This window comes from Corynebacterium sp. CNCTC7651, from assembly GCF_021496665.1.
In the GTDB taxonomy this organism is placed as follows: Bacteria; Actinomycetota; Actinomycetes; order Mycobacteriales; family Mycobacteriaceae; genus Corynebacterium.
In genome coordinates this window covers 1,361,226-1,387,996 of record NZ_CP071246.1, presented here as the reverse complement: position 1 = coordinate 1,387,996, position 26,771 = coordinate 1,361,226, and the positions used below count along the sequence as shown (strand labels likewise).

Sequence of the window (26,771 nt, the reverse complement as noted above, 5' to 3'; positions counted from 1 at the left end):
CGCGTAAAGTCGGGTGCCATGACCCGCAAACTCATTCTCGACGTTGACACCGGTATTGACGACGCGTTGGCCATCGCCTACGCCCTCGGCTCCGAGGAGCTAGAGCTCATCGGCATCACCGGCACCTACGGCAACGTGCTGGTGCCCACCGGCACCCGCAACGCGCTGGCCATCTTGGAGTTGTTCGGCCGCACCGATATCCCGGTCTTCGCAGGCCCGGACCATGCCCGCGCGAAGGACAGCTTCGAGGTGCTCGAGATCTCCGAGTTCATCCACGGCATAAACGGCATCGGCGAAGCGGTGATTCCGGATGCCAAGCGCCAGGTAGAGGAGACTTCTGCGGTCGACTTCATGGTGGAATCCGTGCGCGAACACGGTGATGATCTGGTGATTGTGCCTGTGGGCCCCTTGACTACCGTGGCAGCCGCGATGGAGGCGGACGAGCACTTTGCCGCGAACGCCCACATTGTGAACATGGGCGGCGCGCTCACCGTGCCGGGCAACGTCTCCCCGTGGGCTGAGGCCAACATCAACCAGGACCCGGAGGCCGCGGACATGGTGTTCCGCGGTGTCGGCGACATCACCATGATTGGCCTCGACGTCACCCTCCAGACCCTGCTGACTACGGAGGAAACCGCGAAGTGGGAGGCGCTGGGGACCGTCGGCGGTGATTTCCTCGCGGCTGCGACGAATTACTACATCAAGGCGTACGAAACCACGGCACCGTACCTCGGCGGTTGTGGCCTGCACGACCCGCTGGCGGTGGGAGTGGCAGTTGACCCGACGTTGGTGACCACCATCGACATCAACATGAAGACGGACACCGAGGGAGCAACCCGCGGGCGCACGATCGGCGACGAGACGCGGCTCAACGACCCGGTGAAAACGGCGCACGTGGCGGTTGGCGTGGACGTTCAGCGCTTCTTGGCGGAGTTCATGCGCCGCCTCACGGATTTGGCCGCTGCAACGCCGGCACGGTAGAGTTCTCCCTCGGCTTTGCACGCTCGATGTTGACTGCGGTCCGCAGCAGTCCCGCAAAGCACCACAAGACATGCGGACTGAAATAACCAAGGAGATTCCTCATGGCTCTGACCACTGAGAAGAAGGCTGACATCCTCAAGGAGTACGGCCTGCACGAGACCGACACCGGTTCCCCGGAGGCTCAGGTTGCACTGCTCACCGAGCGCATCAACAACCTCACCGAGCACCTGAAGTACCACAAGCACGATCACCACTCCCGCCGCGGCCTGCTGCTGCTGGTCGGTCGCCGTCGTGGCCTGCTGAAGTACCTGCGCGAGAACGACGTGGAGCGTTACCGTTCCCTGATCGCTCGCCTCGGCCTGCGTCGATAAGCACCAAGCTTTTTCAAGCGCCCGTTTCCCGCGTGGGAGGCGGGCGTTTTGCGTGCGTAGACGTGCCTGTCCGTTGCTGCCAACTGCGCAAATGGTCCGCGAGCTGGTAATATGGTGTGACGTTGCATGACTAGACATATTGGTGGCATCGATGATCGCCAAACATAGACCCAAGGAGAGGGATCTTTTGAGCAACTTCACGCCTAAGAATTCGCACGACGTGTTTGTTGATGAGGAGTTTGGCATCACCGAGGCCGTTGCCACGCTGGACAACGGTGACTTCGGCTCCCGCACCATCCGCTTTGAAACCGGCCAGCTGGCCCGCCAGGCTGACGGTTCCGTCAGCGCGTACCTGGACGATGACACGATGATGCTGGCCACTGTGACGGCATCCAACCAGCCGCGCGAAGGCTTTGATTTCTTCCCGCTGACCGTGGACGTGGAAGAGCGGATGTACGCAGCGGGCAAGATCCCGGGTTCGTTCTTCCGCCGTGAGGGCCGTCCCTCCACCGAGGCGATCCTGGCTTGCCGTTTGATTGACCGCCCGCTGCGCCCGACGTTTGTGAAGGGTCTGCGCAACGAGGTGCAGGTCGTTGTCACCGTGATGTCCATGCACCCTGACGAGTACTACGACGTTGTTGCCATCAACGGTGCCTCCGCAGCGACGCAGCTGTCTGGCCTGCCGGTTTCCGGCCCGGTCGGTGGCGTGCGCATGGCGCTGATTGCTGATGACAAGCACCCGGAGGGCCAGTGGGTGGCCTTCCCGAACCACGCGCAGCACGAGCGCGCGCTGTTCGAGATGGTGGTTGCGGGCCGCATTGTGGAGCGGAAGCGCGGCCGCCGCACCGAACAGGACGTTGCCATCATGATGGTTGAGGCCGGCGCGGGCGCACACGTGGTGCAGCTGGTGGCGGACGGCCACCCGGCCCCGACCGAGGAGACTGTGGCCCAGGGCCTTGAGGCTGCGAAGCCGTACATCAAGACCCTGTGCGAAGCACAGCGTGACCTGGCTGAAAAGGCTGCCAAGGACGCTAAGGAGTTCCCGCTTTTCCCGGCGTATTCCGACAAGGTCTTCGACGCTGTTGAGAAGAAGACCGCGAAGCGCCTGGGCAAGATCATGACCATCGCGGGCAAGCACGAGCGCGAGGATGCGTCGAACTCCTACATGGAGGAGATCGAGGCTGAGCTTATCGGCCGCTTCGCTAATGAGGACGACGCTGATGAGACTTCGGCGATGTCCAAGGAGATCCGCGCCGCCTACAACGCGGTGCAGAAGAAGATCGTGCGCGAGAAGATCCTCACCGAGGGCTTCCGTATCGACGGCCGCGGGGTGACCGATATCCGCGACCTCGAGGTGGAGGTTGAGCTGATCCCGCGTGCCCACGGCAGCGCGCTGTTCGAGCGCGGCGAGACCCAGATTCTGGGTGTGACCACCCTGGACATGCTGAAGATGGAGCAGCACATTGACTCCCTCCACCCGGAGGACACGAAGCGCTACATCCACCACTACAACTTCCCGCCGTACTCCACCGGCGAAACCGGCCGCGTGGGCTCTCCGAAGCGCCGCGAGATCGGCCACGGTGCTCTGGCAGAGCGTGCGCTGGCCCCGGTGATCCCGTCCCGCGAGGAGTTCCCGTACACCATCCGCCAGGTCTCTGAGGCGCTGGGCTCCAACGGTTCCACCTCCATGGGTTCCGTCTGCGCCTCCACGCTGTCCCTGTACAACGCTGGCGTGCCGCTGGCTGCCCCGGTGGCCGGCATCGCCATGGGCCTCGTCTCCGGCGAGGTTGACGGTGAGACCGAGTACGTTGCACTGACCGACATCCTCGGCGCTGAGGACGCATTCGGCGACATGGACTTCAAGGTGGCGGGTACCCGCGACTTCATCACCGCCCTGCAGCTGGACACCAAGCTGGACGGCATCCCGTCCAACGTGCTGGCCAGCGCCCTGAACCAGGCACGCGAGGCTCGCGAGACCATCCTGGACACCATGGCTGAGGTCATCGACGGTCCGGACGAGATGAGCCCGCTGGCCCCGAAGATCACCACCGTCAAGGTCCCGGTTTCCAAGATCGGCGAGGTCATCGGCCCGAAGGGCAAGACCATCAACCAGATCACCGAGGACACCGGCGCCGAAATCACCATTGAAGACGATGGCACGATCTATGTCTCCGCCACCCAGGGTTCCGCGACCGACGCGGCGATTGAGAAGATCAACGCGATTGCGAACCCGCAGATGCCGAAGGTGGGCGAGCGCTACCTGGGCACCGTGGTCAAGACCGTGGCGTTCGGCGCGTTCGTGTCCATCCTGCCGGGCACTGACGGCCTGATCCACGTCTCCAACCTGGGCGGCAACACCCGCGTGGAGAACGTCGAAGACGTGATCAACGTGGGCGACAAGGTTGAGGTGGAGATCCGCGACATCGACAACCGCGGCAAGATCTCCCTCGTGCCGGTCGAGGAGAACGACGCGGAGTAGGCAATGGGCGGTGCCACCACCGCTCTTTTTTACGGGATAATCCGTGTTAAAAGCCACCACGGTGCTACCTTGGTGGCTATGGCGGATCACAGTGAACTCCAGCGGCAGTCGACATCTGAGAAGTGGAGCCCACGGGCTTGGCACCGTCGAGTGTCCCGACCCGTATCTGTCTGGATGCTGGTATTCCTCCTGGTCGGTCTGATGTTTCCGTTTATTCCGGATTCACGCTGGCTGCTCATTCACATTTTCGCCTTGGGAATCTTGACCAACTCAATCATCGTTTGGTCACAGAACCTTACTGAACGATTCCTGCACAGGCGCTTGGAGGACAGCGAGCGCCCCGCGCAGCTTCTCAGATCGCGGCTGCTCAACGCCTGTGTGGTCCTGGTGCTCGTAGGGATGTTGCTTGAGCCGGCGATTGGGTGGTCGTTGGGATTCACCGCCGTGGGCGCCGTGGGCGTGGCTGGTGTCCTGACATGGCACGGGGCCGTTATTGCACAGCAAATCCGGTTGGCCGGCCCGAATCAACGGTTTCGGCCAGCGGTTTGGTTCTACGTAGCGTCGGCGGGTTGCCTGGTTGTCGGAGCCCTTTTAGGGGCATTCCTGGCCTATGAGGTGCCCGGGACCTGGCAAGGCCGCGTGCTTGTCGCCCACCTGATGCTCAATGTCTTTGGTTTCGTTGGCCTGGCAGCCGGAGGGTCATTGACAGTTCTTTTTCCCGCGATGTGGCGTGTGCAAGGCACGTTGACCCATCAGAGTGCGATGCTTGCCATTGCGGGGACGGGGCTCGGGCTTGCTGTAGCGGGCGCGTTGGCCGGGAGTGGGTTAGCCGCTGGCTGCGGAATGGGAATTTACACTGCTTCCTGGGCGTTCGCTCTCAAGACGTGGATTGCGGCGCTGCAGAGCGCGCAAGGCGAAAAGAAGGGTAGGGCCACCTATTGGAGCTTGTCAGCTCTCAGCGCAGTGACGTGGATGGTGGGCTCTGGCATCGCAATGACCACGTCGCTTCTAGCACCTGGTGGGGAGGCGGGGTACTTGTACATGCCTGTCTTGCCTTTGCTTCTCGGTTTTGCTGCGCAATTGCTGATTGGCACGATGAGCTATTTGCTTCCCACAACCATGGGAGGTGGGCCCGCCGCCACACGCGCAGGATTAACGGAGCTCAACCGGGCAGGAATAACGCGCGTAGTCCTCTTTAACGTGGCGCTAATCTGCTGGCTGGTGTTGGGCGATTCCGTCGCACGCTACGTTTGCATTTTGGTCGCGTTTGGGTGCCTCGTTGCATTCCTGCCGCTCCTAGTGCGCGGGGTGCGGGCACAGCGGGCGGTGATTGTCTCCAAGTCCTCACGATGATGCCGAGGACCGCCGCAGCTTGGGAGGCCGACGAAAGGTTGAGCTGCGTCATGCGCTGGGGTCCGCCTTCTGTAGGGAGAGTCCAAGTTTCGCAATGTGCCACATTGCTGCCGCGACCATGGTGGCGGCACCAACCGCCGGGAAACCCACGAAGGCGACAATGCCGCCAACGTTATACAAGATTGCTCGCCACAATGAACCGTGCGCTAGCGTGGCCCGCGCTGCGGGCCGTCCGGTGAGAACCGGAATGAGGTGAGAGAGCGCGCCGAGCAATGTTTGGGCGAGGCCTGCGCCTAAGAGTGACGCAAGGGGACCGCCGGTCATGGCGCGTATGGGGAGCCCGGCTGCAAGTGCCGCGGCGTCTCCGACCAAGCACGCAAACATCCACGCCACGCCGCAGCCGACGAGGACTGAAGCTGCGGAGCGGGGTGTTCGTACGGAAAGCAGTTGAGCCAGCGTGGGCTGAAGCAGGCTTGCCGAACAGGCGCCGGAGGCCAGCAAGAATACACACGCGATGCGGACCCAACCTGCGGCTAGGCACCCCGCGGCGAGGGTTACCGCCAATCCGTGCAGAATCAACGCGTGGGGGCAACGGTTGCGGACGCGGGGTGCCACTTGGGTTCCGGCAAGCGTGGGCAGCATGGTCAGCGACGTGCCGAGGATGGCGGTCCACGCAAAACCCCACACGGCTGCCCGGGAATGGGCGGCGATGAACGCGTCGTGGTTTGCGACATACTGCGCGGTAACGGCGAAACCAATGGCGAAAACGAGGAGGCAGGCCGCTACGACGTACGCCCATGAGGTCACGGCCAGCTGATTGATAAACGCGCGCCGAATCATCTTGGTTAGCGTCACCGCGTGCAAGCTGACGGCGCCAGCAATCGCGAATGCTGCCACAGTGCTCAACGTGCCCCATGTGGGGTGTGAGAGGAGAGTGAGGAGGCCCAACTGAATGATCGCGATTTCGCTGCCTAGCAGGACGTACGAGGGTTGCGGGCCGCGTGTCAACGTGGCGGTGAAGTGTGCGGAGTACCCCACTATCGCGGTGGTGATCGCGCCGATCGTGAATGTGTGGATCTGTGCCCAGGAAAACGGTATCTCGGTGCGCCCTATGAGCGCGATGCCGCTCGCGGCGGCTGCGACGAGAAGCCAGGAAACTACGATGGCCCCTAACGAGGCGTGCCACCGACGGTGCGCGAGAACACTCTTGTTTTGCACGGAATTTATCGTACTATTTCAGATGTCGATAAGGAGCAACAACATTAACCGGGTGTGACGTACGAGAATCTCCAGGAAGGACCGGAGCGGTGGAAAGTGAAGTTCAACAGGGCGACGTAATAGCGCCCCGCCCCACCGCAACGGCGGTGGAAAACGCATCGGCCGTCAGTGCTAAGCAACGCGAAGTGCTTGAAGCTATCCGGCGCGGTGGCGGAGCAGCGCGTGTCAACGACATTGCTAGGGCGGTGGACGCGCACGCAAACACTGTGCGAGGGCACCTCGATGCGCTAATGGATGCAGGGGTGATCAGAGCAGAAACCCACCAGTCGCCCGGTCGCGGGCGGCCATGGATGCTGTACTGCCTCCGTTTACCGCGGCCAGCTGAACTCGCCAGCGAGTATGTTGGCCTCGTTGAGGTGCTTGCGTCGGAGATCGGCCACGGCACAGCTGAAGCAGACATCGACGCGGCTCACCGTGCCGAGACACTCGGCAGAGAATGGGCGAGACGAGCAAAACTGGGTGGCATCACGCCGGAGAATCCGGGAATCGCCGGGGAAAGAGTGCCGTGGATCGAAGCCGATGACCCCATTGGTGCTGCACTTTGGGACCTTCGGCGGCTCGGATTTGACCCGTACGACCGGGGCGATGCCACGATCGGCCTGCGAGCCTGCCCATTTGTCCGCCCTGACGGCACTCCGCCGAATTCGGTTATTTGTCATATCCACGCCGGTTATATCCGCGAGCGTGCAGGCCGTGGCTCGGTTGAACTCTCTCCGTTTGACCGCCATGGAGAATGCGGCATCAACCTCTATGCAGGCGATGAAGAGAAGGGTAAATCGTGGACGTCTTAACCGGTTTGAACTTGCCTCGCACCTCCGATGCGCGAGCAAGGGGCGGCGAGCCCGTAGCGCGCCCAGAAGTAAAGGTGATTGGACGCTTCGCCGACGCTACCGTCGTGCGTCTGGCGTTCGCGCCCGGGGACGCGCTGCCCGAGCACAAAGCCGCACGTCCAATCATCGTGATGGGGCAAACCGGCCGGGTGAACTTCACTGCCGAAGGCGAAACGATTTCGCTCCAATCCGGTACAGCGGTTCACCTCGAGGCTGACATCCCGCACGATCTGTGTGCTGACGAAGAATCAACAGTGACCTTATTGATCCTTTCCGGAACGTAGTCTGCCGTTTGCACTGGCCGTGAGCTACTTCTTACGACCCTTCAGCAGCTGACGCACTGCAACCGCAGCGCCAGCTGCGATAGCCGCCTTCGCGCCGGTGCTCAGGCCGGACTTTCCAGCCTTAGCATCCTTGGTGTGAGTCTTGTCCTTAGCAGCGGCCTCAGCCGGTGCTTCCTCGCCGTGGCCGTACGGTGCGGCGAGCTTGGGCTCCTTGTACTCGCCGTCGATCATGCCGGCCTTGATCATCATGGAGCGGCCCGGCTCCATGTAGCGCTTGTCCTCCGGGAGGATCTCGAAGAGCTTGCGCACGGCATCTGCGATGCGGTCGAAGCGCTTCTGGTCCTTCGCGGTCCACTCCAGGTCGAGGATTTCGCGCTGCTTGTCATTCAAGGTGCCGTAGGTCAGCCAGATCAGGGAGTTCATGATCGGCTTCCAGATCACCTTCCACACGGCTTCCGGCACGCCGTCCGGTGCCTTGACAGGCTCAACGCGGGCGGTGCGCAGGGCGAAGTCCACCGTCTCATTGCGCTCGAGGACGTTGTCCTCCATCTCCTTGAAGTACTGCTCGTACCCCTCGAGTGTGTCAATCACCGGGCGCTCGGACATGCCGTACATGTCCCACCAAGTCACGCCCTCCTGGATGATCTGCTCTTTCTCCTCGCGGGTGAACGGGGTGCCAAAGAGCTCCTGGGCCCAGATCACGCGCCAAACGAAGGTGGCGTGCGCCCACCAGTACACGTCCGGGTTCAGGGAGTGGTAGCGAGTACCGTCGCGGAGCGTGCCCTTGATGCCGTGGTGGTAGTCGCGGACCTGCTTGGCGCGAGTGCCGTCATCGTAGATGGAGTAGATGATCTGCGGGGTGGAGCGCTCAAGGCGGGAGAACGGCTCCTCGAAGAACTTGGAGTGGTCCAGCAGGGACTGGCCGATGGCGGGGTGCATGTTCTGCAGCACGCCGGTGTATCCGCGCAGCAGGTGGATGCGGTTGTCCGCGCCCCACTGCCACAGCAGGGAATCCGGGCCCAGCGGGGCGCGCTTCAGCTCGCGCTTGCCGCGGTTGCCGGAATCATCGAACTTGCCCAGCGAGTCAAAATCCTTGCTCACCTGGCCGTTTTCCGGCTTTGCATCCTCGTTGTAGTTGTACTCGGGAGTTTCCTTGGACATGCGGTGCTCACCTCTGCGCTCGGGGACGGCAACTTCCTACATGTGAACCGTAACACGCGCGCCGGATGCGTGAGACAAATGTCACTTAGTTTTGGGGTCCTCGCTATCCCCGTGGCCCATCAGCTCCTTGCGGCGGTGCCACGCGTAGAGCCCGGCGCCGGGGGAGAGCCCGATAAGCAAACCCCACTTGGATTTCGCCGGATCATCCAAATCTTCCCGGGAGATGTCGCGCAAGGTCAGGCCCACGGCGGTCAGGCCCGCCACCAGCAACAGCACCACAAAACCAATGCCCAACCACGCAGTAGTGGTCATAAGGCAGTTCCTCCTTCCGCGCGAAAGCTACTGCTGGAAATCCACGACCACACGAGTCGGGTTCTCCAGGACGTAGATGTTGTACGGACGGACCTTGTCCAGGCCGATCACGTACTGCGTATCCGCCTCGAACACGCCGCCGTGCACCACGCCCTGGACGCTGCCCGCGCCGACAAACCCGCCGCCCGGAGCCACACGTACCGGGCCAACACCGAGCAAGTCCTCGCGCTGAGACATCATCATCATGGGCGTGCCCTGAATCATGACCTCGAGGAACGCATTGCCTTTCAGGCCCTCGAGCGGGTAGCCGGAGGTCTGCTGTCGCGGGTCCGGGTTGTAGCCGGCGATGAACCCGGGCTTGCCCGGGCCGGAGTATTCAAACACCACGCGGTCATACCCATCATGGGTGCCGGCGCGCACGTCCTGAATCACCAGCTCCGGCGCTCCCTGGGACTGCACCCGCACAGGCTCCGTCGTGAACACCGACTGCGCGGCTTCCGTATCCACCGGCTCCACTGTTGTTTCCACAGTCGCCGTCTCCGTCACCGTCGGTGCCGCCTCCGTCGTGGTCACCACACTGGTGGCCGCCTCCGCGCTGGTGAAGGTCTTCGGCTCCGCCACAGGTTGCACGTTCTGCCCGCAGGCGGCCAGGCTCAGCGTCAGCACCGCACCCAGCGCCAGGCAGGCTTTGCTTTTCGACGTTCGCTTCACATGCATATCCATAACCATCGACTATATGGGCGAAAAAGTGAACGTCGATAAGCAAAAGCCCAATTGTGAAGCAATCGTTAACCGTGGATACCATGGCCAGCATGATCAAAGTTGGTGTGCTGGGTGCGAAGGGGCGCGTCGGCTCCGCTGTGGTGGCGGGCGTGAACGCGGCGGAAGATCTCGAGCTGGTGGCAGAGGTGGATCGTGGCGACGCGCTGGAGACGCTGGTAGACGCTGGCGCTGAGGTTGTGGTGGACTTCACTACCCCCGGCTCCGTGATGGAGAACCTGGAATTCTGCATCAAGCACGGGATCCACTGCGTGGTAGGCACGACCGGCTTTGATGAGGAACGCTATGAGCAGGTGCGCAAGTGGTGCGCTGAGGCGGACGGCGTGGGCGTGCTCATCGCTCCGAACTTCGCGATCTCCGCGGTGCTGACCATGGCCTTCGCCCGCCAAGCGGCGCCGTTTTTTGAATCCGCCGAGGTGGTGGAGTACCACCACCCGAACAAGCTCGACGCGCCGAGCGGCACCGCCATCAAGACCGCCCAGGGCATTGCCCGGGCACGCCGCGAGGCTGGGATGGAAGCGATGCCGGATGCCACCGAGCAGTCGCTCGAGGGCGCACGCGGCGCGGACGTGGACGGCGTGAAGGTGCACGCCGTGCGCATGACCGGCATGGTGGCCCACGAAGAGGTCATCTTTGGCACCCGGGACCAGTCGCTGACCATCCGCCAGGATTCGTACGGCCGGGAGTCCTTCGTCCCGGGCGTGCTCACCGGCGTGCGCGAGGTTGCGGAGCACCCGGGCCTGACCGTGGGCCTAGACGCGTACCTGGGGTTGTAAGCCGTGGCGGTGGAGTCGGAGCTGGACGTGCAGCTCATCGCCGCGTCCCAGTTCCACATGCCAACGGGTGTGGATTGGGCGGCGGATGAGGGGGCGACGGATGCGGAAGCGCTGGTGGAGTTCGCCGGGCGCGCGTGCTATGAAACGTGGGAAAAGCCGAACCCGCACACCCGCGCGAACGACGCGTACCTGCGCCACATCATTGACGTTGGGCATGACGCGCTGCTGGAGCACGCGACGGCGACTGTATATATCCGTGGACTTTCCCGCGCTGCTGGCAATGAGCTGCTGCGCCACCGGCACTTCTCCTTCTCCCAGCTCTCGCAGCGCTACGTGCACGCCGGCGGGGGAGAGGTTGTGGTGCCCGATGCCATTGCGGAAGATGAGGATCTGACGCGCCTGTTCCTGCGTGCGGTGGATGATGCCCGCTTTGTGCACGACGAGTTACTCGCCGCGCTGGAGGAGAATATGGCGGCGGAGCCGAACGCGCTCCTGCGCGCCAAGAAGGCGCGGCAGGCGGCCCGGGCGATTTTGCCCAACGCAACTGAGACGCGGTTTGTGGTGACCGGTAACTACCGGGCCTGGCGCGGGTTCATTGCCGCACGGGCATCAGAGCACGCGGACACTGAGATCCGCGCGCTGGCCATCCGCTGCCTGGAGGTGCTGCGGGAGCAGTCGCCGGTGTTGTTTAGCGACTTCCTGATCAGCGAGTTGGCTGACGGCACCCGGATGGCAACCACGCCGTACCTTTCTTAGGAGTGCGCGCGGCGTTTCGGCTGGCGTTCCGGCCCGTCGGATGAGCGCCGCCCGGCGAGTGGTGTGCTTTGTCTCCATCGCCCGGGGTACTGTGTGTTTTTATGGGCACATCTCTGAAAGTTAACCGGGGGGCCGAGATTTTCGGCACGGCCTGCGTCGCAATGGTTACGCCGTTTGATTCGCACGGCGACCTTGACCTTGCCGCGGGCCGACGGTTGGCTGCCCACCTCGTGGACAACGGCATCGACGCGTTAGTCCTCGCCGGCACCACCGGCGAATCCCCAACCACAACGAACGAGGAAAAGCTCGCGCTACTGCGCGCGGTGAAGGAAGAAGTGGGGGACCGCGCTCAGCTGATCGCTGGCGCCGGAACCAACAACACCCGCACGTCCGTCGAGCTGGCGAAGGCTTCCGCCGAGGCCGGCGCGGATGCGCTTCTGGTGGTCACCCCCTACTACTCCAAGCCCTCCCAGACCGGGTTGCTGGCGCACTTTACCGCCGTTGCTCAGGCGACGGACTTGCCAATTTGCCTCTACGACATTCCGGGTCGTTCCGGCATCCCGATCGCGGGGCCGACGATTGCGGAGCTGGCCAAGTTGGACACGGTCCAGGCGGTCAAGGACGCGAAGGGGAACTTCTTCGAGGCCGCCGAGCTCATTGAGACGACTGGATTGGCCTGGTATTCGGGCGATGATCCGTTGAACCTGCCGTGGCTCGCACTCGGCGCAACCGGGTTCATCTCCGTTGTGGGACATGCGGCACCGCAGGCATTGCGGGAGTTGCTCACGAGTTTTGAGGCTGGCGACCTCGCCCGCGCACGGGAAATCAACGCCGGCACCATTGATCTCCTCGCACGCCACCAGGCGGTGCTGGGCGGTGTCACATTTGCGAAGGCTGCTCTGCGTCTGCAGGGCATTGACGTTGGAGACCCGAGGCTGCCTGTCGTTTCTGCGACGGAAGCACAGCTCGAGGCGCTCCGAGAAGACATGGAGAAGGCTGGAGTCCTTTAAATATGAATGAACCCCGTAACCGCGCACGTAAGGTGACGCGGAAGGCAGGTCCGCCGGAACCCGCTGATCAGCAGCCCGTGTTCCAGGCGCCTGACACCACCCCTACCGCTGGGGCTGCACAGGTGGACCGCGAGGAGCGCGTGTCCCGCGACAGCGGCGACGGCACCGGTAGCCAGCCGGACCGCGGTGAGCAGGCTGGTGGCTCCCACGAGGGCGGCAACAGCCAAGGAAACAATGGCGGCAACAACGGTAACGGCGGCAACGGTAACGGCCGCAGCCGCCGTCGTGGCCGTGGTCGTGGCGGCAACGGCGGCGGCGGCGGCCAGGATCGCCGCAACCCCGTGAAGTCCATGCAGGGCGCGGACTTGACCAAGCGTTTGCCGGCCCCGCCGAAGGCGGCGAACAACACGCTGCGCATCTACGCGCTTGGCGGCATCTCCGAGGTCGGTCGCAACATGACTGTCTTCGAGTACAACGGCCGTCTGCTCATCGTGGATTGCGGTGTGCTGTTCCCGAACTCCGGCGAGCCGGGCGTAGACCTTGTGCTGCCGGACTTCGGCCCGATCGAGAACAAGCTGGATAAGGTCGAGGCGCTCATTGTCACCCACGGGCACGAGGACCACATCGGCGCCATCCCGTGGCTGCTGAAGCTTCGCCACGATATCCCGATCTACTCTTCCCGCTTCACAAACGCGCTGATTGCCGCGAAGACCCGCGAGCACCGCCAGAAGCCGAAGCTGCATGAGGTGGACAAGAACTCCGACATCAACGTCGGCCCGTTCCGCATCCGTTTCTGGCACGTCAACCACTCCATCCCGGAGTGCTTGGGCGTATCCATCAAGACCGGTGCCGGCCATGTTGTGATGACGGGTGACGTGAAGCTGGACCAGACCCCGTACGACGGCAAGCCGACGGATGTTCCGGCACTTGCCCGCTTCGGCGATGAGGGCATCGACCTGTTCATGTGTGATTCCACCAACGCCACCATCCCGGGCATTTCCGCTTCGGAGGCTGGTATTGAGGAGACGCTGACCCGCCTTGTTTCCCAGGCCCGCCAGCGCGTTGTCATCGCGTCCTTCGCGTCCAACGTTGCGCGTGTGCAGATGGCCATCAACGCCGCGGTGGCAAACAACCGCAAGGTTGCCTTCAACGGCCGCTCCATGCTGCGCAACATGGAGATCGCGGAGAAGATGAGCCTGCTCAAGGCACCGAAGGGCACGATCATCCCGATCGAGGAAGCCGCGAAGATGGCGCCGCACCGCACGGTGCTGATCACCACCGGTACCCAGGGTGAGCCGATGGCGGCGCTGAGCCGCATGTCCCGCCGCGAGCACCGCCAGATCACTATCCGCGACGGTGACACGATCATCCTCTCCTCTTCGCTGATCCCAGGTAATGAGGAAGCGGTCTTCGCCGTGATCAACAACCTCGCCCAGATTGGTGCCAACGTGATCACCAACTCGGAGGCGCACGTCCACGCGTCCGGCCACGGGTACGCCGGCGAGCTGCTCGCGCTGTACAACGCGGCGCGCCCGACGTGTGCGATGCCGGTGCACGGCGAGTGGCGCCACATGCGCGCCAACAAGGAGCTGGCGATCGCTACCGGCGTGAAGCCGGAGAACACCGCGCTGGCCCAGAACGGCGTGGTTGTGGACATGCAGAAGGGCAAGGTCAAGGTCGTCGGCCAGTACCAGGTTGGTCAGCTCTACGTGGACGGCGAGACCATGGGCGATGTGGACCTCGATGTGTTGGCGGACCGCACGTCGCTCGCATCCGGTGGCGTCATCTCCATCACCTGCGTGATCGATGACCGCACTGGTCGCCTGCTTTCTGCGCCGACGGTGTCCACCACCGGCTGGTCTGACGATGACCGCGAGTTCAACAAGCGCGTCGTCGAGGGTGTGGAGACCGTGATGAATGATCTCGTCGCAGAGGGCGAGAACGATCCGTTCCGCATGGTGCAGCAGCTGCGCCGCAAGGTGTCCCGCGCGATCGAGCAGAAGTACCGCCGCGAGCCGGTCATCCTGCCGACGATTGTCCCGATGGCCGCCGATCTCGGCCCCGTCGACGACAGCGACGTGCACGCCTCACGCGAGTCGCTCTAAAGAGCTTTTTCTTTACGACGGTTGATTGCGCAACCCCGGCTCACAGCAGAGACCTGCTGGACTGAGCCGGGGTTGCTGGCTTTCTACAGTGTGTCCTAGGTAACATGCGGGCGGATTCTGCGGATAATGAAGACATGAACGCTAAATCACGCATTCTTGTTAGCGCTGCTGCCGTCTGCACCGCACTGACCTTGGCCGCCGCCCCGGCCCACGCCGAAGATGTCGACTGGACCGGCGGCCGCCCCCTGCCCCCGGGCACCGAGGTGCCGTACGAAGCCGGCTACGCTTCTCAGTGGCGCAGCTACCAGGTGGTCAAGCTCGGCGACCCGAACTACCGCAACAAGGATGTCCGCGGCATCCGTGTGATCGGCAAGTTCGACCAGGACTGGATCATGTGCCACATGAACGCGAAGGGCGGTCTTGGCACCTGCTACGTTGACGGCCAGTCGGCCCTTGAGCTCGGCTACGCCCCCTACGGCAAGGTGGTCACCGTTGATCCGATGGTCAAGCCTTTCGCGCCGGTTCTTTCCTTCTTTATCCACCTTCCCTCGAACTTGGCTGCGCTGAGCTCTTGGTCTGGGTCCTCTTACCGCTACCTCTAGAGCACTAAGGAGCTGAGATGAAATCCAAGATTACTGCAGGTGCTCTTGCCGCAACTGTCGCACTCACCTGTGCTGCCGCCCCGGCAGGCGCGAGCCCCCGAGAGGTGCGCCCCGGAACACCGGTGCCGTTCGAAGCGCCGTTTATGACCCAGTGGCTGGAGTATGACGTTGTGCGTCCGGGCGAGCCGAACCCGAACTCCGAAGCGATCGAGGTGATTGGACGTTACCCGGCAGATCACATCCTGTGTCTCTGGAACAAGGGCGGGCTGCAGGAGTGCCACATGCCGGGGATGAAGGTGACTGACCTCGGCCCCGGCCGCACTTCCGTCAAGCGCGTGACCACGGACCCGGTCGTCGCCTTCTTTGCGCCTGTGTTCCGCCTCCGCGGGCAGCTGGTCCACTTTGCCACCCATAATCCGGTGGGTGCAGTGCTGTTCGGCTCCTCGCTCTAAAGAACTGGCTACGCTGGGCGGCATGTCATTCGCACAGAAAGAGCGCCAGCGCCTCGGCGAACTCCTGCTTGAGGTTGGCCCAGAAGCCCCCACGTTGAACGGGGGGTGGGTCACCCGAGACCTCGCCGCGCACCTGCTGATCCGGGAGCGCAAGCCGTGGGCGGCGCCGGGAATGTTTGTCAGCCCGTTAGAGCCAATCCTGGACCGGGAAATGGACAAGCAGAAGGCGCGGGATTATGACGCGGTGGTGAAGGAGTGGATGTCCGGGCCACCCGCTCTGCTGAAACCGGTGGACGCCGCGATGAACACGGCAGAGCACTTCATCCACCACGAGGACGTGCGCCGCGGCGGCGGGGTCGTTGAACCGCGCGAGTTCAGCCAGGCGGTGAACAAGCAGCTGCTCGAATGGGCGAAGCGTTTCGGCACACTCGCCTTCCGTTCGTCGGATGTCCCAGTGGTGCTCACCCCGCCGAATCTCCCACCCGTCACCCTGGGCGGGAAGAAGGGGGTCGCGGAACGCGGGGACGATGTAATCCGCGTATCAGGCGAACCAGGAGAGCTGCTGATCTGGGTTTCCGGCCGCGACGCCGCAAAGGTGGAAATCACCGGCAACACTGCCGCAGCAGAACAGCTGAGCCGCGGCGTCTAGCCGCAATCTCACTTGCGCTGAAACTCGGCACCAGCCCGTGTGGCGCGTGGGATGGATGTGACATGAGGTACTACTGTTACTTACATGTCTGTCAAAAATTCCGCCCCACGTTCAACGCGCGCCCGAACCGGCCCTAGCGGCCGGTCAAACGCGCCACGGTCGGGGGAGCGGGATTACACCTCCTCGCGGGCGCCGGTCTCTATGACCCACCCGCCAACTGCGTCGATGGTTGCATCCCAGACTGCGGATGAGCGTGTGGGATCTGCCACGCGCGTAGTGGGGGAGTCGCTCGGTTCCGCCGCACGGTGGTTCGGTTCGACAGTGTCCAACATCGGTTCCGGCTTTGGTGGCGGTCGCCGCCGCAACGCACGGGAGGACGAGGAGGACACGTTCGACCCCTTCGCTCCCGAGCCCGAGGAAGAGCAGGCGTACGCAAGCGGATACGAGGCGGGGTATGACGCAGCGTATGAAGACACCCCGCGACCGCGCCGCCGAAACCGAGAGGAGGCGCAGCCCCGCATGGCGCAGGAGGAGCAGCAAGGGCAGCAAGAACCCGCCCCAGTGAACACTCACGCTGATGCGTGGGGGCTCGTGCTTATCGGATTGGCTGCCATCATCGGTGCATCCGTGTGGATGGATGTTGCCGGACCCGTCGGCCGCGCCATCGCGCAAGGCTGCCACTGGGTGATCGGCGCTGGCGCGCTCATCCTCCCCGTGGTGCTGGTTGGCGTAGCTATTGCGCTCATGCTCAACGTGCGCACGCCGGCGGCCGTTCGCGGGCGCGTCGCGCTTGGCCTGAGCATCATCGCCGTTGCAATGCTGGGCATGGTGCACGTCTTCGCCGGCACGCCGGCAGACTGGGAGGCTCGCCGCGTTGCGGGCGGCGCCATCGGCGCGCTGTTCGGCGGAGTGCTCTCCGCTGCATTCTCGCCCTACGTTGCTGTGCCGCTGTTGGCGTTAGTGATCGTCTACGGCGCGCTGAAAACCACCGGCATCACCGTGCGTGAGGCGTACGACTACCTCCGCGCGCTCATCGCCCAGCTGCTGGAAAAGGGCGAGGGTCAGGGCACCGAGCTTGACGACGATTCCTCCGACGCCGACCAGTACAGCCGGGCCGACCGAGATATCGAGGCGATCGCAGAGGGGCGCGAGCGCACATCAGCACCGCGCTCGGAGCGGCCTGCGCCGCAGCTGAAGTCGCGCGAGGCTGTCCAGAGCACCGACCGCAACACTGAAACCACCCGCCGCGAACCGCAGCGCGCCACCCGTCCGCGCCGCCGCACGCCGATGGATAACTATCCCGCAGACGGCGACGACGCGGACACAGTGATCGACTGGGCAGACGAGATCGAGGAGTCGGAGGACTCTGCCACCGTTTACGCTGCCGGCAATGAGCCGGATTCCGGCTCGACCGTGGTTGTGCCGCGTGAGCCAGTTGCAGCACGCGAACCGGCTCCCCAGAGCCAGCCGCGCCAAACCCGTCCGGCCCGCAAGCCATCCCGTGAAGAGACGGCAGTGCTGCCGAGGGAAGAGCATGGAGAGGGTTCGGGGGAACGTCGCCAAGCAGAAGCCCCCGACGCCGTGGAATCCTCGCGCGAGGCAATGCGCCAGGCCATCGTGGCGCGCAGCGGAATCGATGCCGCGGCGGTGCCAGCCAGCACCCCGAAATCTGAGCTGGAGAAGCGCGAGGAAGCACCGAAACCGGTGAAGCGCACGCCGCAGGGGAATTCCGACTACGTGCTGCCTACGACGGACCTGCTGGTGGCGGGATCGAAGCCGAAGACGCGGACTGAGGCGAACGATCGCATGATTGAGGCGATCACGGATGTCTTCGAGGAGTTCCACGTGGATGCGCAGGTGACGGGCTTCTCGCGCGGCCCGACAGTGACGCGCTACGAGGTTGAGCTGGGCCCGGGCGTGAAGGTTTCCAAGATTACGAACCTGCAGTCCAACCTGGCGTACGCCGCGGCCACTGATAATGTGCGCCTGCTCACCCCGATCCCGGGCAAGTCTGCCGTGGGTATTGAGGTGCCGAATCAGGACCGCGAGATGGTGCGCCTGCGCGACGTGCTGGATGCGCCGAAGGTGGCCGCGGACGCGGACCCGATGCTGATCGGCTTGGGCAAGGACATCGAGGGCGACTTCGTCGCCGCGAGCGTGCAGAAGATGCCGCACTTGCTGGTCGCCGGTTCCACCGGCTCCGGTAAGTCCGCGTTTGTCAACTCCATGTTGATTTCCCTGCTCACGCGCGCCACGCCTGAGGAGGTCCGCCTGATTCTGGTGGACCCGAAGATGGTGGAGCTCACGCCGTACGAGGGCATCCCGCACCTGATCACGCCGATCATCACCCAGCCGAAGAAGGCGGCGGCCGCGCTGCAGTGGTTGGTGGAGGAGATGGAGCAGCGCTACATGGACATGAAGTCCGCGCGCGTGCGCCACATCAAGGACTTCAACCGCAAGGTGCGCTCCGGGGAACTTACGGCGCCCCCGGGATCGGAGCGGGAGATGCGCCCGTACCCGTTCATCGTGTGCGTGGTGGATGAGCTGGCGGATCTGATGATGACGGCGCCGAAGGAGATCGAGGACTCCATCGTCCGCATCACACAGAAGGCCCGCGCCGCCGGCATCCACCTGGTGCTGGCCACGCAGCGCCCGAGTGTGGATGTGGTCACCGGCCTGATCAAGACCAACGTGCCGTCCCGCCTCGCGTTCGCAACGTCCTCGCTGACAGACTCCCGCGTGATCCTGGACCAAGCCGGCGCAGAAAAGTTGATCGGCATGGGCGACGGCCTGTTCATCCCGCAGGGCGCCGGTAAGCCGCAGCGCCTGCAGGGTGCCTTTGTCACGGACGAAGAGATCCAGGCCGTGGTCGAGGCCGCCAAGAACCAGTCCGAGCCCGAGTACGTCGAGGGCGTCACCGAGGACAAGGCCGCCGAGGCGAAGCAGATCGACGAGGAAATCGGCAAGGACATGGACGACCTCCTCGAGGCCGTCGAGCTTGTTGTCACCTCGCAGCTCGGCTCCACGTCCATGCTGCAGCGCAAGCTGCGCATCGGCTTCGCCAAGGCCGGCCGCCTCATGGACCTCATGGAGACCCGCGGCGTGGTCGGCCCCTCCGAGGGCTCCAAGGCCCGCGAGGTGCTGGTCAAACCCGAGGAGCTGGACACCATCCTGTGGATGATCAAGGGCGCCGACCCCGCAGAGGCACCCACCGAGGAGCCGTCGCTTTTCGACGGCTCAGACTCAGACCTCGACGACGACGGTGGCACGAAGACGGTGCAGGCCACCTACAACCCGACCGGCGGAGCGTTCTAGTGACAGGAGCTTCGATGCTTCCGCGCACCATCTCGGTGGTGCTCTTCGAGGACTTCGAACTCCTGGACGTCGCTGGGCCGGTGGAAGTCTTCGCCAAGGTGGAGGGTTTAAGCGTTGAGCTGCTCTCCGCGGACGGTGGGCCAGTTGCGAGTAGTCAAGGCGTCGAGATCTCCGCGCACGCCAGCTACGACGAAATGACTGGCGACGTGCTCATGGTGCCCGGCGGTGCGGGCACCCGCCGGTTGGTGGATGATGAAGCCTTCGGGGCTGAGCTGGTTCGGATGTCTGAACGCGCGGACATCACCACTTCTGTCTGCACGGGCGCGGCACTACTCGCTGCTTCCGGCCTTCTGGAGGGATACCGCGCGACCACCAACAAGCGCGCCTACGACTGGGCTACCTCGTTCGGCGGCGACGTCGAATGGGTGCGCACTGCCCGATGGGTGCATGACCGCGACCGTTGGACTTCGTCAGGTGTGTCTGCCGGGACCGATATGGCGCTCGCTTTCGTGGCCCACCACTTTGGGGAACCCGCCGCGGAGGAAGTCCAAAACATTTTGGAACTCAACGCGGTGCTCGACCCGAAGAATGACCTTTTCGCGTAGCCGGTAGTGCACGCAACCCGGCCGACGGGTAAAGTTGCCACCCGTTGGAGGGGAGTACCCCGCAATCGCCCGCGATCGTCAACACGGCACCTGCATCTGGTGGGTCCCGGTCGGGGCGGCCCGCCGTCGTGAAGCTGGTGGGGGAGACCTCCGGTCGTTTACTCACCCTTGACCGGAGGCACGCATGAACGTCCCCTTGTGGATCTGGCTGGTTACCAGCGCCATTATCCTCGGCTTTTTTGTTTTCGATTTCGTCTCGCACGTCCGCACGCCCCACGAGCCCTCCATGAAGGAATCCGGCGGCTGGGCACTGTTCTACATGGCGATGGCTTGCGTCTTCGGCGGCATCGTATGGTGGCTCTGGGACGCGGAGCACTCGGTGCAGTTCTTCACCGGTTACATCACCGAGCTGTCGCTCTCTATTGACAACCTCTTCGTGTTCGCGCTGATCATGGGCGCGTTCAAGATCCCGCGCGCATACCAGCAGAAGGTGCTGTTGATCGGTATCGTCATGGCGCTGGTGTTCCGCCTGATCTTCATCCTGCTCGGCGCCGTGATCATCTCGGCCTGGTCCTGGGTCTTCTACATCTTCGCCGCGTTCTTGCTCTACACCGCGATCAAGCTGGTGTACGACGAGGCGACGGACCAGCCGGAGCAGGACCCCAACGACATGTTCGTGGTCAAGACCCTGCGCAAGGCAATCCCGGTGACGGAGTCCTACCACGGGGACAAGCTGGTGTCCGTGACGGAGGCCGGCAAGAAGGCCGTGACCCCGCTGTTCGTTGCGCTGCTGGCGATCGGCTTTATCGACGTGATGTTCGCCTTCGACTCCATCCCGGCTATCTTCGGCATTACCACCGAGCCGTTCCTGGTCTTCACCGCGAACGCGTTCGCGCTGCTGGGTCTGCGCCAGCTTTACTTCCTGCTCAACGGTCTGCTGGACAAGCTGGTGTACCTGCCGTACGGCTTGGCCGTCATCCTCGGCTTCATCGGCGTGAAGCTGCTGCTGCACGCGTTGCACGAGAACAACCTGCCGTTCATCAGCGGCGGCGAGGGCTTCAACGTGCCGGAGATTGGCACTGTGACCTCGCTGGTGGTGATCATCGCCACGCTGGTCATCACCGCGGTCGCGTCCATGGCAAAGGAGCGGCAGATGATCAAGAGCGGCGAGAAGGACCCGGAGGGTCCGAAGTTCCACATCGATTACGACGATCACGGCAACCGCCGCAAGGTGGATAACAAGGGCAACCACATCGAGTGGATCGATGACCCGGCTACCTCCGGCAAGGGCGACCACACCGCAACCGGCTCCCGCGACACGGACCACCTCGACGTGGCCCGCGGCGGCAAGTAGTTAGATGAAGATGTTCGAGACCGGGTTCCACTCCCGGATCTCGCGCTTCGCCAGCGCACCCTTCTGGGTGTACGGATCCTGATCCATCACCTCTGCTGCATCGGCCTCGGTGGCGGTGTCCGACAGCTGGATGATGATCAGGGCCTGGGTGCCGTCCACGTAAGGACCGGAGCCGACGATGCGGCCGAGGGAGAGCTGGGACGCGATGAACTCGCGGTGCTCGGGGCGGGTGGCGTCGACTAGGGCCTGATCCTCGCCGTAGGTGTAGGTGACTGCAAAGTACTTCATGCAACGGCAGTCTAGGGCAGTCCGGGCGCGACGGGGGCGCTCTGTACTCTGGGAGGCGTGACACAGGTGACCCAGAAGCAGTCCAATTGGAACTTGCCCAACATTCTCACGTCGCTGCGCATCATCTTCATCCCGGTTTTTGCCTGGCTGGTGCTTACGCAGCAGTGGTGGTGGGCCTTCGGCCTCTTCGTCGCGCTGATGATTACGGACAAGTTGGACGGCGATATCGCCCGCTCGCGCGGCTTGGTCACCGACTTTGGCAAGATCGCGGACCCCATCGCGGACAAGGCGCTGATGATTACGGCGCTGGTGAGCCTGAACATCGCCTCCACCTTGCCGGTGTGGATCACCGTGATGATCATCATCCGCGAACTGGGCATTACTTTCTGGCGCATGTGGATGCTGCGGCAGGGCAAGGTTGTCCCGGCGTCGAAGGGCGGCAAGCTCAAGACCGTCCTACAGACCGTCGGTGTGGCCATGTACCTCTGCCCGCTGCCGGCCTGGATGGACGTCCCCACGCTTGTGGTGATGATCCTCGCCGCGGCTGTCACCGTGGTCACCGGCATCCAGTACCTCGTTGACGCAGAGAAAGTGAACAAATGAGTACCGCGAACACGCTGATTGATGAGCTCCGCGCCCACGGGCAGACCATCGCCTTTTGCGAGTCTTTGACCGCGGGCTTGGCTGCTGCCACCCTCGCCAGCGTCCCCGGCGCCTCCGACGTATTGCGCGGCGGGCTGATTACGTATGCGACGGACGTGAAGGTGGGGCTGGCGAACGTCGATAAGCATGTGCTCGAAGAGTGCGGTCCAGTCTCGCCTGCGGTGGCCCGGGAGATGGCTCGCGGTGCGCGTGCGGCGTGCGGGGCGGACTGGGCGGTGGCGCTGACCGGTGTCGCGGGGCCGGATCCGCAGGACGGGCACCCGGTGGGGGAGGTCTGGATTGGGCTTGCCGGCCCGCACTGGACGGCGTCCTCCGCGGCCGCAGAACTCGTCCCCACCGCGCTCGGGCGCTTCACGCTTATCGACGGCTCCCCGGAGCCCGTCCGAGTCCTCGCCGGCGACCGGAACGCAATCCGTGCCGCAGCGGTGGAGGCGGCCCTGCGCGGGGCGTTGACCGCGGTGCAGAACCAAGATGGAACAAATGCCAACCGATAACCGTTAGGAGACGTGATGGTAACTACAACAGTGCTCCGCGATATCCCGGCTCACCGCCCAGTCCCGGCCAACGCCCTCGGCACGGCTGGACAATCTCTGGCTGCGCGCAAGCATGCTCAGCGCGAACCGCTGATGCGCGAGGCGCTCGGCATGTCTCTGCGCGCTTATCGCGCGGACAAGGGCATGACGCTGCCCGACCTCGCCAGCGCGGCGTTGGTCTCGCCCGGCTACCTTTCTGAACTGGAGCGCGGGCGGAAAGAAGTGTCCTCTGAGGTGCTGGCCTCCATCTGTCAGGCACTTGATGCCACGGTGGCGGAGGTGCTGTTTGAAGCCGTGGCAAACATGTCGCTGCCGGAGCTGAATGAGGAGCTTGCAACCACCGCCCCGGCCGCCGCGGAAGCGTAGCGCGCGTTTCGCGTCTACAGTGGTAACGCAGAATTAACGTTACAAACCACGAAAGGTCCTTGACCCATGGCGAACCCGTTTAAGAAGTTCTGGAACTACCTGATGGCGCTTTTCGATAACAAGATCGAAGAGAACGCAGACCCGAAGGTCCAGATCGAGCAGGCGATCAATGAGGCACAGCGCCAGCACCAGGCACTGTCCCAGCAGGCTGCGGCTGTGATTGGCAACCAGCGCCAGCTGGAGATGCAGCTGAACCGCCGCCTCGAGGACGTGGAGAAGCTGCAGGCTAACACCCGTCAGGCGCTCCAGCTCGCAGACAAGGCGCGCGGAGCGGGCGATGCGCAGAAGGCCCAGGAGTACGAGAACGCCGCTGAGGCATTCGCCGCACAGCTGGTCACCGCTGAGCAGGGTGTGGAAGACACCAAGCAGCTGCACGACCAGGCGCTGCAGCAGGCAGCTTCCGCCAAGCAGGCCGTGGAGCGCAACGCTGCACACCTGCAGCAGCAGGTGGCTGAGCGTTCCAAGCTGCTGAGCCAGCTGGAGCAGGCCAAGATGCAGGAGAAGGTCTCCGAGACCATGCAGCAGATGAACTCCATCACTGCCTCCGGCCCGAACCTGGACCAGGTGCGCGACAAGATTGAGCGCCGCTACGCTAACGCCCTCGGTGCCGCCGAGCTGGCCCAGAACTCCATCGAGGGTCGTATGGCCGAGGTTGAGCAGGCTGGCATCCAGATGGCTGGCCACGGCCGCCTCGAGCAGATCCGCGCCGAGATGGCTGGTGAGCTGACCTCCGGCGCCAAGCCGGCAATCGAGCAGGGTGCGGCTTCCGCATCTGGTGCGCAGGATGCTGGCGTGTCCCGCCCGCAGTCCGCTCCGGCTGCGCAGCCGACCTCTGAGGCCGGCGTTTCCGACGACGCGGTTGCGCAGCGCATGCGCGAGCTGCGCGGCGAGGCGTAAGTTCGCGGAGAGGCGTAGGTTGTAGCCCACGCGGCTTTTTGGACCTAGCGTCTGAGGATTCTGGCGGCGGCCCCCGGTGTGGGGTCGCCGCTTTTGGCGTTTCTGCCAACGGATGCATTTTGCCCTGAATTCCGGTCAGTTTTCGGGTCCGCCCGTCAGATGAGGAGCCAGTTCGGCTGACTCCCCGGAACGAGATGGTCAGCTCCCTTGCTGTCAGGCTGGTTGTGAACGAGAGACCTGAGGAGGTTTGTTCATGGCCACGTTTGATGTTCCTCGCTTGGTGCCGCAGCCGGTGTCGTTTGGTGCCTGCTCGGATTCGCAGGAGGTAGCGGTGCCGTCTAATGGTGACAGTTCACCGCGCCGGCGTCGGGTGGCGGTGCGGGCTGGGGATGTGCTCGGTATTCCGGTGACGTATTTGGATCCGGGTGAGCTACTCGATGATGCGGTGGTGGTGACACTTGCCGCAGGCTCGTTCGTGTTTGCTCCGTGTGTGAAAAAGGGGTGGGGCCTTGATTTCACCCCAGCCCAGAAGGCGCAGATGGTCGCGATCTACCGCAACTTGCCCTATGGGGCGAAAGGGAAATGGATAGCCCGCCACGGGCTCAGTAACGCCACGATGTTCAAGTGGGGGCAGCGTCTCGGGTTACCGTCTGCGGCTGAGGCCAAACTCGACGCGCTGACAGAAGACATCTCTAGCCGCCTCTCGCCGCGTGCGATGACGTACCTCGTGCGCAGTTATGCGGCACTTCCTGCCGGGGAGAAGGGTGCGTTTTTGGTGGCGCTGGGGCTGACGCATATGGAAATGTCGAAATGGATCGCCAAGGTGGCGGACGGATCAATCGAGCAATACGCGCTGAAACGGAAGGCAGATATTGTGGGCTCTGGTACGCATGACGACCCAACGCGCAGTCGTAAGCAGGTTGAGCGGATGCTCGCCGAAAACGACCGGCTGAAGCGGGAGTTGGCGAAGGCCAACCAGAAGCTTCAGCGCCAAGACGCGGAGTTGGATAAGTGGAGGCAGACCAGTGATGCGCTGGGAAAAGCTTTAGCGTCCATGCCCGATCTTCCTGGCGGAGGGTGTCAGGAGTTTTGTGTGTGAGGCTCTGATCTGAATGGAGTTTCACCGATAATGACTACGGTGTCACCAAAGAAAGGCTATGACCCGTCGAGGGTCAACGCGATCAGCGAGAAGCTGATGAATAACCCCGAGCTCGCTAAGCTCATCGGGGAGCTCTCCACCTCCACCGATGACGCCAGCGAGCTGGTGAAGGGTCTTCTACAAGCATCGATCAACGCTGGCCTGCAGGCGGAGATGGATGCTCATTTGGGCTACGAGCACTCCGACCGCAAAGCCAAAGCCCAGGTCGATGCCCGGGGTGGTGGTAACCACCGCAATGGGTCGTCACCAAGACCGTGGATTCCGGCTACGGTCCGCTGGAAGTGACCGTGCCCAGGGATCGGGCGGGCACGTTCCGGCCGCAGATGGTGCCCAAGGGCGCTCGCCGGCTCACCGAGCTCGATGACATGATCATCTCCCTGTACGCGGGTGGGATGACCGTGCGCGATATCCAGCATCACCTTGCAACCACCCTGGGTGTGGATATGAGCCCGGATACCATCAGCACGATCACCGACGCGGTGCTCGATGAGGTGATGATCTGGCAGAACCGCCAGTTAGATGAGTTCTACCCGGTGATCTTCCTCGACGCGTTGCGGGTCAAGATCCGCGACGGCCACCGCGTGGTCAACAAGTCCTGCTACATGGCCGTCGGTGTGGACATGGACGGCATCAAACACATCCTGGGCTTGTGGATCGCCGATACCGAAGGTGCCGCATTCTGGGCGTCCGTGTGCGCTGACCTTGCAAACCGTGGGGTGCAGGACGTGTTCATCGTCTGCTGCGACGGGCTCAAGGGCCTGCCCGAGGCGGTGGAGGCAACCTGGCCGAGTTCCATGGTGCAGACCTGTATCGTGCACCTGATTCGGGCGGCGAACAGGTGGGTGTCCTACCAGGACCGCAAACCCGTCTCCAGCGCACTGCGGGAGGTCTACACCGCACCCAACGAAGACACCGCGCGCGCCGCCCTAGACGCGTTCGAAGCATCTGAACTTGGGCGGCGCTACCCCCAGTCGGTGAAGGTATGGCGCGACGCGTGGGATCGGTTCGTGCCGTTTCTGCAGTTCCCGCCGGCAGCCCGCCGGGTGCTCTACACCACGAACTCCATCGAGTCGCTCAACGCGGAATTGCGGAAAGCCACCCGCAACCGGGGCCAGTTCCCGAACGACACTGCGGCGCTGAAGACGCTGTGGTTGATGATCTGCAACATCGAAGACAAGCGTGCCGCCCAGCGTGCGAAGAAGGCGAAACGGGCAACTGAGTGCAACGGCTATATTGAAGGGGCGAAAGCCACCGGGTGGAAACAAGCCATCAACCAACTAGCCGTGGCATACCCCGACCGGTTCGCGGACTACGTGTAAACCAAGCCCCCGCACACAAACAATCGGACACTC

26 protein-coding genes and 2 pseudogenes are annotated in these 26,771 nt (G+C 63.6%); 23 read left to right on the top strand and 5 right to left on the bottom strand.

Translation table 11 applies throughout. From position 1 onward, the window contains the following. The first annotated feature begins 18 nt into the window (after positions 1-18). The 4 genes from JZY91_RS06720 (at position 19) to JZY91_RS06705 (ending at position 5,184) form a co-directional block, all read left to right on the top strand. Positions 19-981, top strand: a complete 963-nt coding sequence (locus tag JZY91_RS06720; RefSeq protein ID WP_234947109.1) for a nucleoside hydrolase — start codon at positions 19-21, stop codon at positions 979-981. Between the two features lie 101 nt (positions 982-1,082). Beyond that, entirely contained in the window at positions 1,083-1,352 is a 270-nt protein-coding gene (rpsO, locus tag JZY91_RS06715) for a 30S ribosomal protein S15 (RefSeq protein ID WP_234947108.1), read from the top strand. Positions 1,353-1,539: 187 nt separating this feature from the next. Then, positions 1,540-3,831, top strand: coding sequence for a polyribonucleotide nucleotidyltransferase (locus JZY91_RS06710; RefSeq protein WP_234947107.1), 2,292 nt, complete (start codon positions 1,540-1,542; stop codon positions 3,829-3,831). Between the two features lie 174 nt (positions 3,832-4,005). Beyond that, the gene (locus JZY91_RS06705; protein WP_234947106.1) at positions 4,006-5,184 is read left to right on the top strand and encodes a copper oxidase; all 1,179 of its coding nucleotides are present in this window, start codon (positions 4,006-4,008) and stop codon (positions 5,182-5,184) included. 48 nt (positions 5,185-5,232) lie between these two features. Here JZY91_RS06705 and JZY91_RS06700 read toward each other — a convergent pair whose 3' ends face one another. Beyond that, positions 5,233-6,402: a hypothetical protein gene (locus JZY91_RS06700; RefSeq protein WP_234947105.1), complete on the bottom strand. Its 1,170-nt coding sequence runs from the start codon at positions 6,400-6,402 to the stop codon at positions 5,233-5,235. 89 nt (positions 6,403-6,491) lie between these two features. Between JZY91_RS06700 and JZY91_RS11875 the strand changes: the two are divergent. The 3 genes and pseudogenes from JZY91_RS11875 to JZY91_RS06690 form a co-directional block, all read left to right on the top strand. After that, positions 6,492-6,701: pseudogene (locus JZY91_RS11875) on the top strand (hypothetical protein); the annotation flags it as partial. 117 nt (positions 6,702-6,818) lie between these two features. After that, positions 6,819-7,253: a hypothetical protein gene (locus JZY91_RS06695; RefSeq protein ID WP_234947104.1), complete on the top strand. Its 435-nt coding sequence runs from the start codon at positions 6,819-6,821 to the stop codon at positions 7,251-7,253. Next, positions 7,241-7,576 carry an XRE family transcriptional regulator gene (locus JZY91_RS06690; protein ID WP_234947103.1) on the top strand — a complete coding sequence of 112 codons (336 nt, stop codon included), beginning with the start codon at positions 7,241-7,243 and terminating at the stop codon, positions 7,574-7,576. The genes JZY91_RS06695 and JZY91_RS06690 overlap by 13 nt, the downstream gene beginning before the upstream one ends. Before the next feature lie 24 nt (positions 7,577-7,600). Here the strand turns inward: JZY91_RS06690 and JZY91_RS06685 are convergent, their stop codons facing one another. The 3 genes from JZY91_RS06685 to JZY91_RS06675 form a co-directional block, all read right to left on the bottom strand. Further along, on the bottom strand, positions 7,601-8,737 hold the full coding sequence (locus JZY91_RS06685; protein WP_234947102.1) for an oxygenase MpaB family protein: 1,137 nt from the start codon (positions 8,735-8,737) through the stop codon (positions 7,601-7,603). 81 nt (positions 8,738-8,818) lie between these two features. After that, the gene (locus tag JZY91_RS06680) at positions 8,819-9,049 is read right to left on the bottom strand and encodes a hypothetical protein (protein WP_234947101.1); all 231 of its coding nucleotides are present in this window, start codon (positions 9,047-9,049) and stop codon (positions 8,819-8,821) included. A 27-nt stretch (positions 9,050-9,076) separates the two neighbouring features. Further along, on the bottom strand, positions 9,077-9,772 hold the full coding sequence (locus tag JZY91_RS06675) for a hypothetical protein (RefSeq protein ID WP_234947100.1): 696 nt from the start codon (positions 9,770-9,772) through the stop codon (positions 9,077-9,079). Positions 9,773-9,861: 89 nt separating this feature from the next. On the opposite strand from JZY91_RS06675, the gene dapB reads away from it, so the two are divergent. From dapB to JZY91_RS06625, 10 genes are all read left to right on the top strand, one after another. After that, positions 9,862-10,605 (top strand): 4-hydroxy-tetrahydrodipicolinate reductase, encoded by a 744-nt coding sequence (gene dapB, locus JZY91_RS06670; protein ID WP_234947099.1) that lies wholly within the window; start codon positions 9,862-9,864, stop codon positions 10,603-10,605. Positions 10,606-10,608: 3 nt separating this feature from the next. Then, on the top strand, positions 10,609-11,361 hold the full coding sequence (thyX, locus tag JZY91_RS06665; RefSeq protein WP_234947098.1) for an FAD-dependent thymidylate synthase: 753 nt from the start codon (positions 10,609-10,611) through the stop codon (positions 11,359-11,361). A 101-nt stretch (positions 11,362-11,462) separates the two neighbouring features. After that, entirely contained in the window at positions 11,463-12,371 is a 909-nt protein-coding gene (dapA, locus tag JZY91_RS06660; RefSeq protein WP_234947097.1) for a 4-hydroxy-tetrahydrodipicolinate synthase, read from the top strand. Positions 12,372-12,373: 2 nt separating this feature from the next. Then, positions 12,374-14,476: a ribonuclease J gene (locus tag JZY91_RS06655; protein WP_284698452.1), complete on the top strand. Its 2,103-nt coding sequence runs from the start codon at positions 12,374-12,376 to the stop codon at positions 14,474-14,476. A 134-nt stretch (positions 14,477-14,610) separates the two neighbouring features. Then, positions 14,611-15,078, top strand: coding sequence for a hypothetical protein (locus JZY91_RS06650; RefSeq protein WP_234947096.1), 468 nt, complete (start codon positions 14,611-14,613; stop codon positions 15,076-15,078). A 17-nt stretch (positions 15,079-15,095) separates the two neighbouring features. Further along, positions 15,096-15,530 (top strand): hypothetical protein, encoded by a 435-nt coding sequence (locus JZY91_RS06645; RefSeq protein ID WP_234947095.1) that lies wholly within the window; start codon positions 15,096-15,098, stop codon positions 15,528-15,530. A 22-nt stretch (positions 15,531-15,552) separates the two neighbouring features. Beyond that, a complete protein-coding gene (locus JZY91_RS06640; RefSeq protein ID WP_234947094.1) occupies positions 15,553-16,179 on the top strand; it encodes a TIGR03085 family metal-binding protein in 627 nt (208 codons plus the stop codon). Between the two features lie 84 nt (positions 16,180-16,263). Continuing rightward, a complete protein-coding gene (locus JZY91_RS06635) occupies positions 16,264-19,494 on the top strand; it encodes a DNA translocase FtsK (RefSeq protein ID WP_234947093.1) in 3,231 nt (1,076 codons plus the stop codon). Positions 19,495-19,508: 14 nt separating this feature from the next. Beyond that, positions 19,509-20,099 (top strand): DJ-1/PfpI family protein, encoded by a 591-nt coding sequence (locus tag JZY91_RS06630; RefSeq protein ID WP_234947092.1) that lies wholly within the window; start codon positions 19,509-19,511, stop codon positions 20,097-20,099. Between the two features lie 184 nt (positions 20,100-20,283). Beyond that, positions 20,284-21,453, top strand: coding sequence for a TerC family protein (locus JZY91_RS06625; protein WP_234947091.1), 1,170 nt, complete (start codon positions 20,284-20,286; stop codon positions 21,451-21,453). On the opposite strand, the gene JZY91_RS06620 is transcribed toward JZY91_RS06625, so the two are convergent. Continuing rightward, the gene (locus JZY91_RS06620; protein WP_234947090.1) at positions 21,454-21,741 is read right to left on the bottom strand and encodes a YciI family protein; all 288 of its coding nucleotides are present in this window, start codon (positions 21,739-21,741) and stop codon (positions 21,454-21,456) included. It abuts the gene before it with no gap. A gap of 48 nt (positions 21,742-21,789) precedes the next feature. Here JZY91_RS06620 and pgsA point away from each other — a divergent pair, with 48 nt between their 5' ends. The 6 genes and pseudogenes from pgsA to JZY91_RS06590 all read left to right on the top strand — a co-directional run bounded on the left by pgsA (position 21,790) and on the right by JZY91_RS06590 (position 26,738). Next, positions 21,790-22,344, top strand: a complete 555-nt coding sequence (gene pgsA / locus JZY91_RS06615; RefSeq protein ID WP_370639286.1) for a CDP-diacylglycerol--glycerol-3-phosphate 3-phosphatidyltransferase — start codon at positions 21,790-21,792, stop codon at positions 22,342-22,344. Further along, positions 22,341-22,898, top strand: a complete 558-nt coding sequence (locus JZY91_RS06610; RefSeq protein WP_234947088.1) for a CinA family protein — start codon at positions 22,341-22,343, stop codon at positions 22,896-22,898. Before pgsA ends, JZY91_RS06610 begins: the two co-directional genes overlap by 4 nt. Positions 22,899-22,913: 15 nt before the next feature. Then, entirely contained in the window at positions 22,914-23,303 is a 390-nt protein-coding gene (locus JZY91_RS06605; protein WP_370639204.1) for a helix-turn-helix domain-containing protein, read from the top strand. Positions 23,304-23,369: 66 nt separating this feature from the next. Further along, positions 23,370-24,260, top strand: coding sequence for a PspA/IM30 family protein (locus tag JZY91_RS06600; RefSeq protein WP_234947087.1), 891 nt, complete (start codon positions 23,370-23,372; stop codon positions 24,258-24,260). Positions 24,261-24,513: 253 nt separating this feature from the next. After that, positions 24,514-25,359: a hypothetical protein gene (locus JZY91_RS06595; RefSeq protein ID WP_234947086.1), complete on the top strand. Its 846-nt coding sequence runs from the start codon at positions 24,514-24,516 to the stop codon at positions 25,357-25,359. 30 nt (positions 25,360-25,389) lie between these two features. Beyond that, a pseudogene (locus JZY91_RS06590) lies at positions 25,390-26,738 on the top strand (IS256 family transposase). The last annotated feature ends 33 nt before the right edge of the window (positions 26,739-26,771 follow it).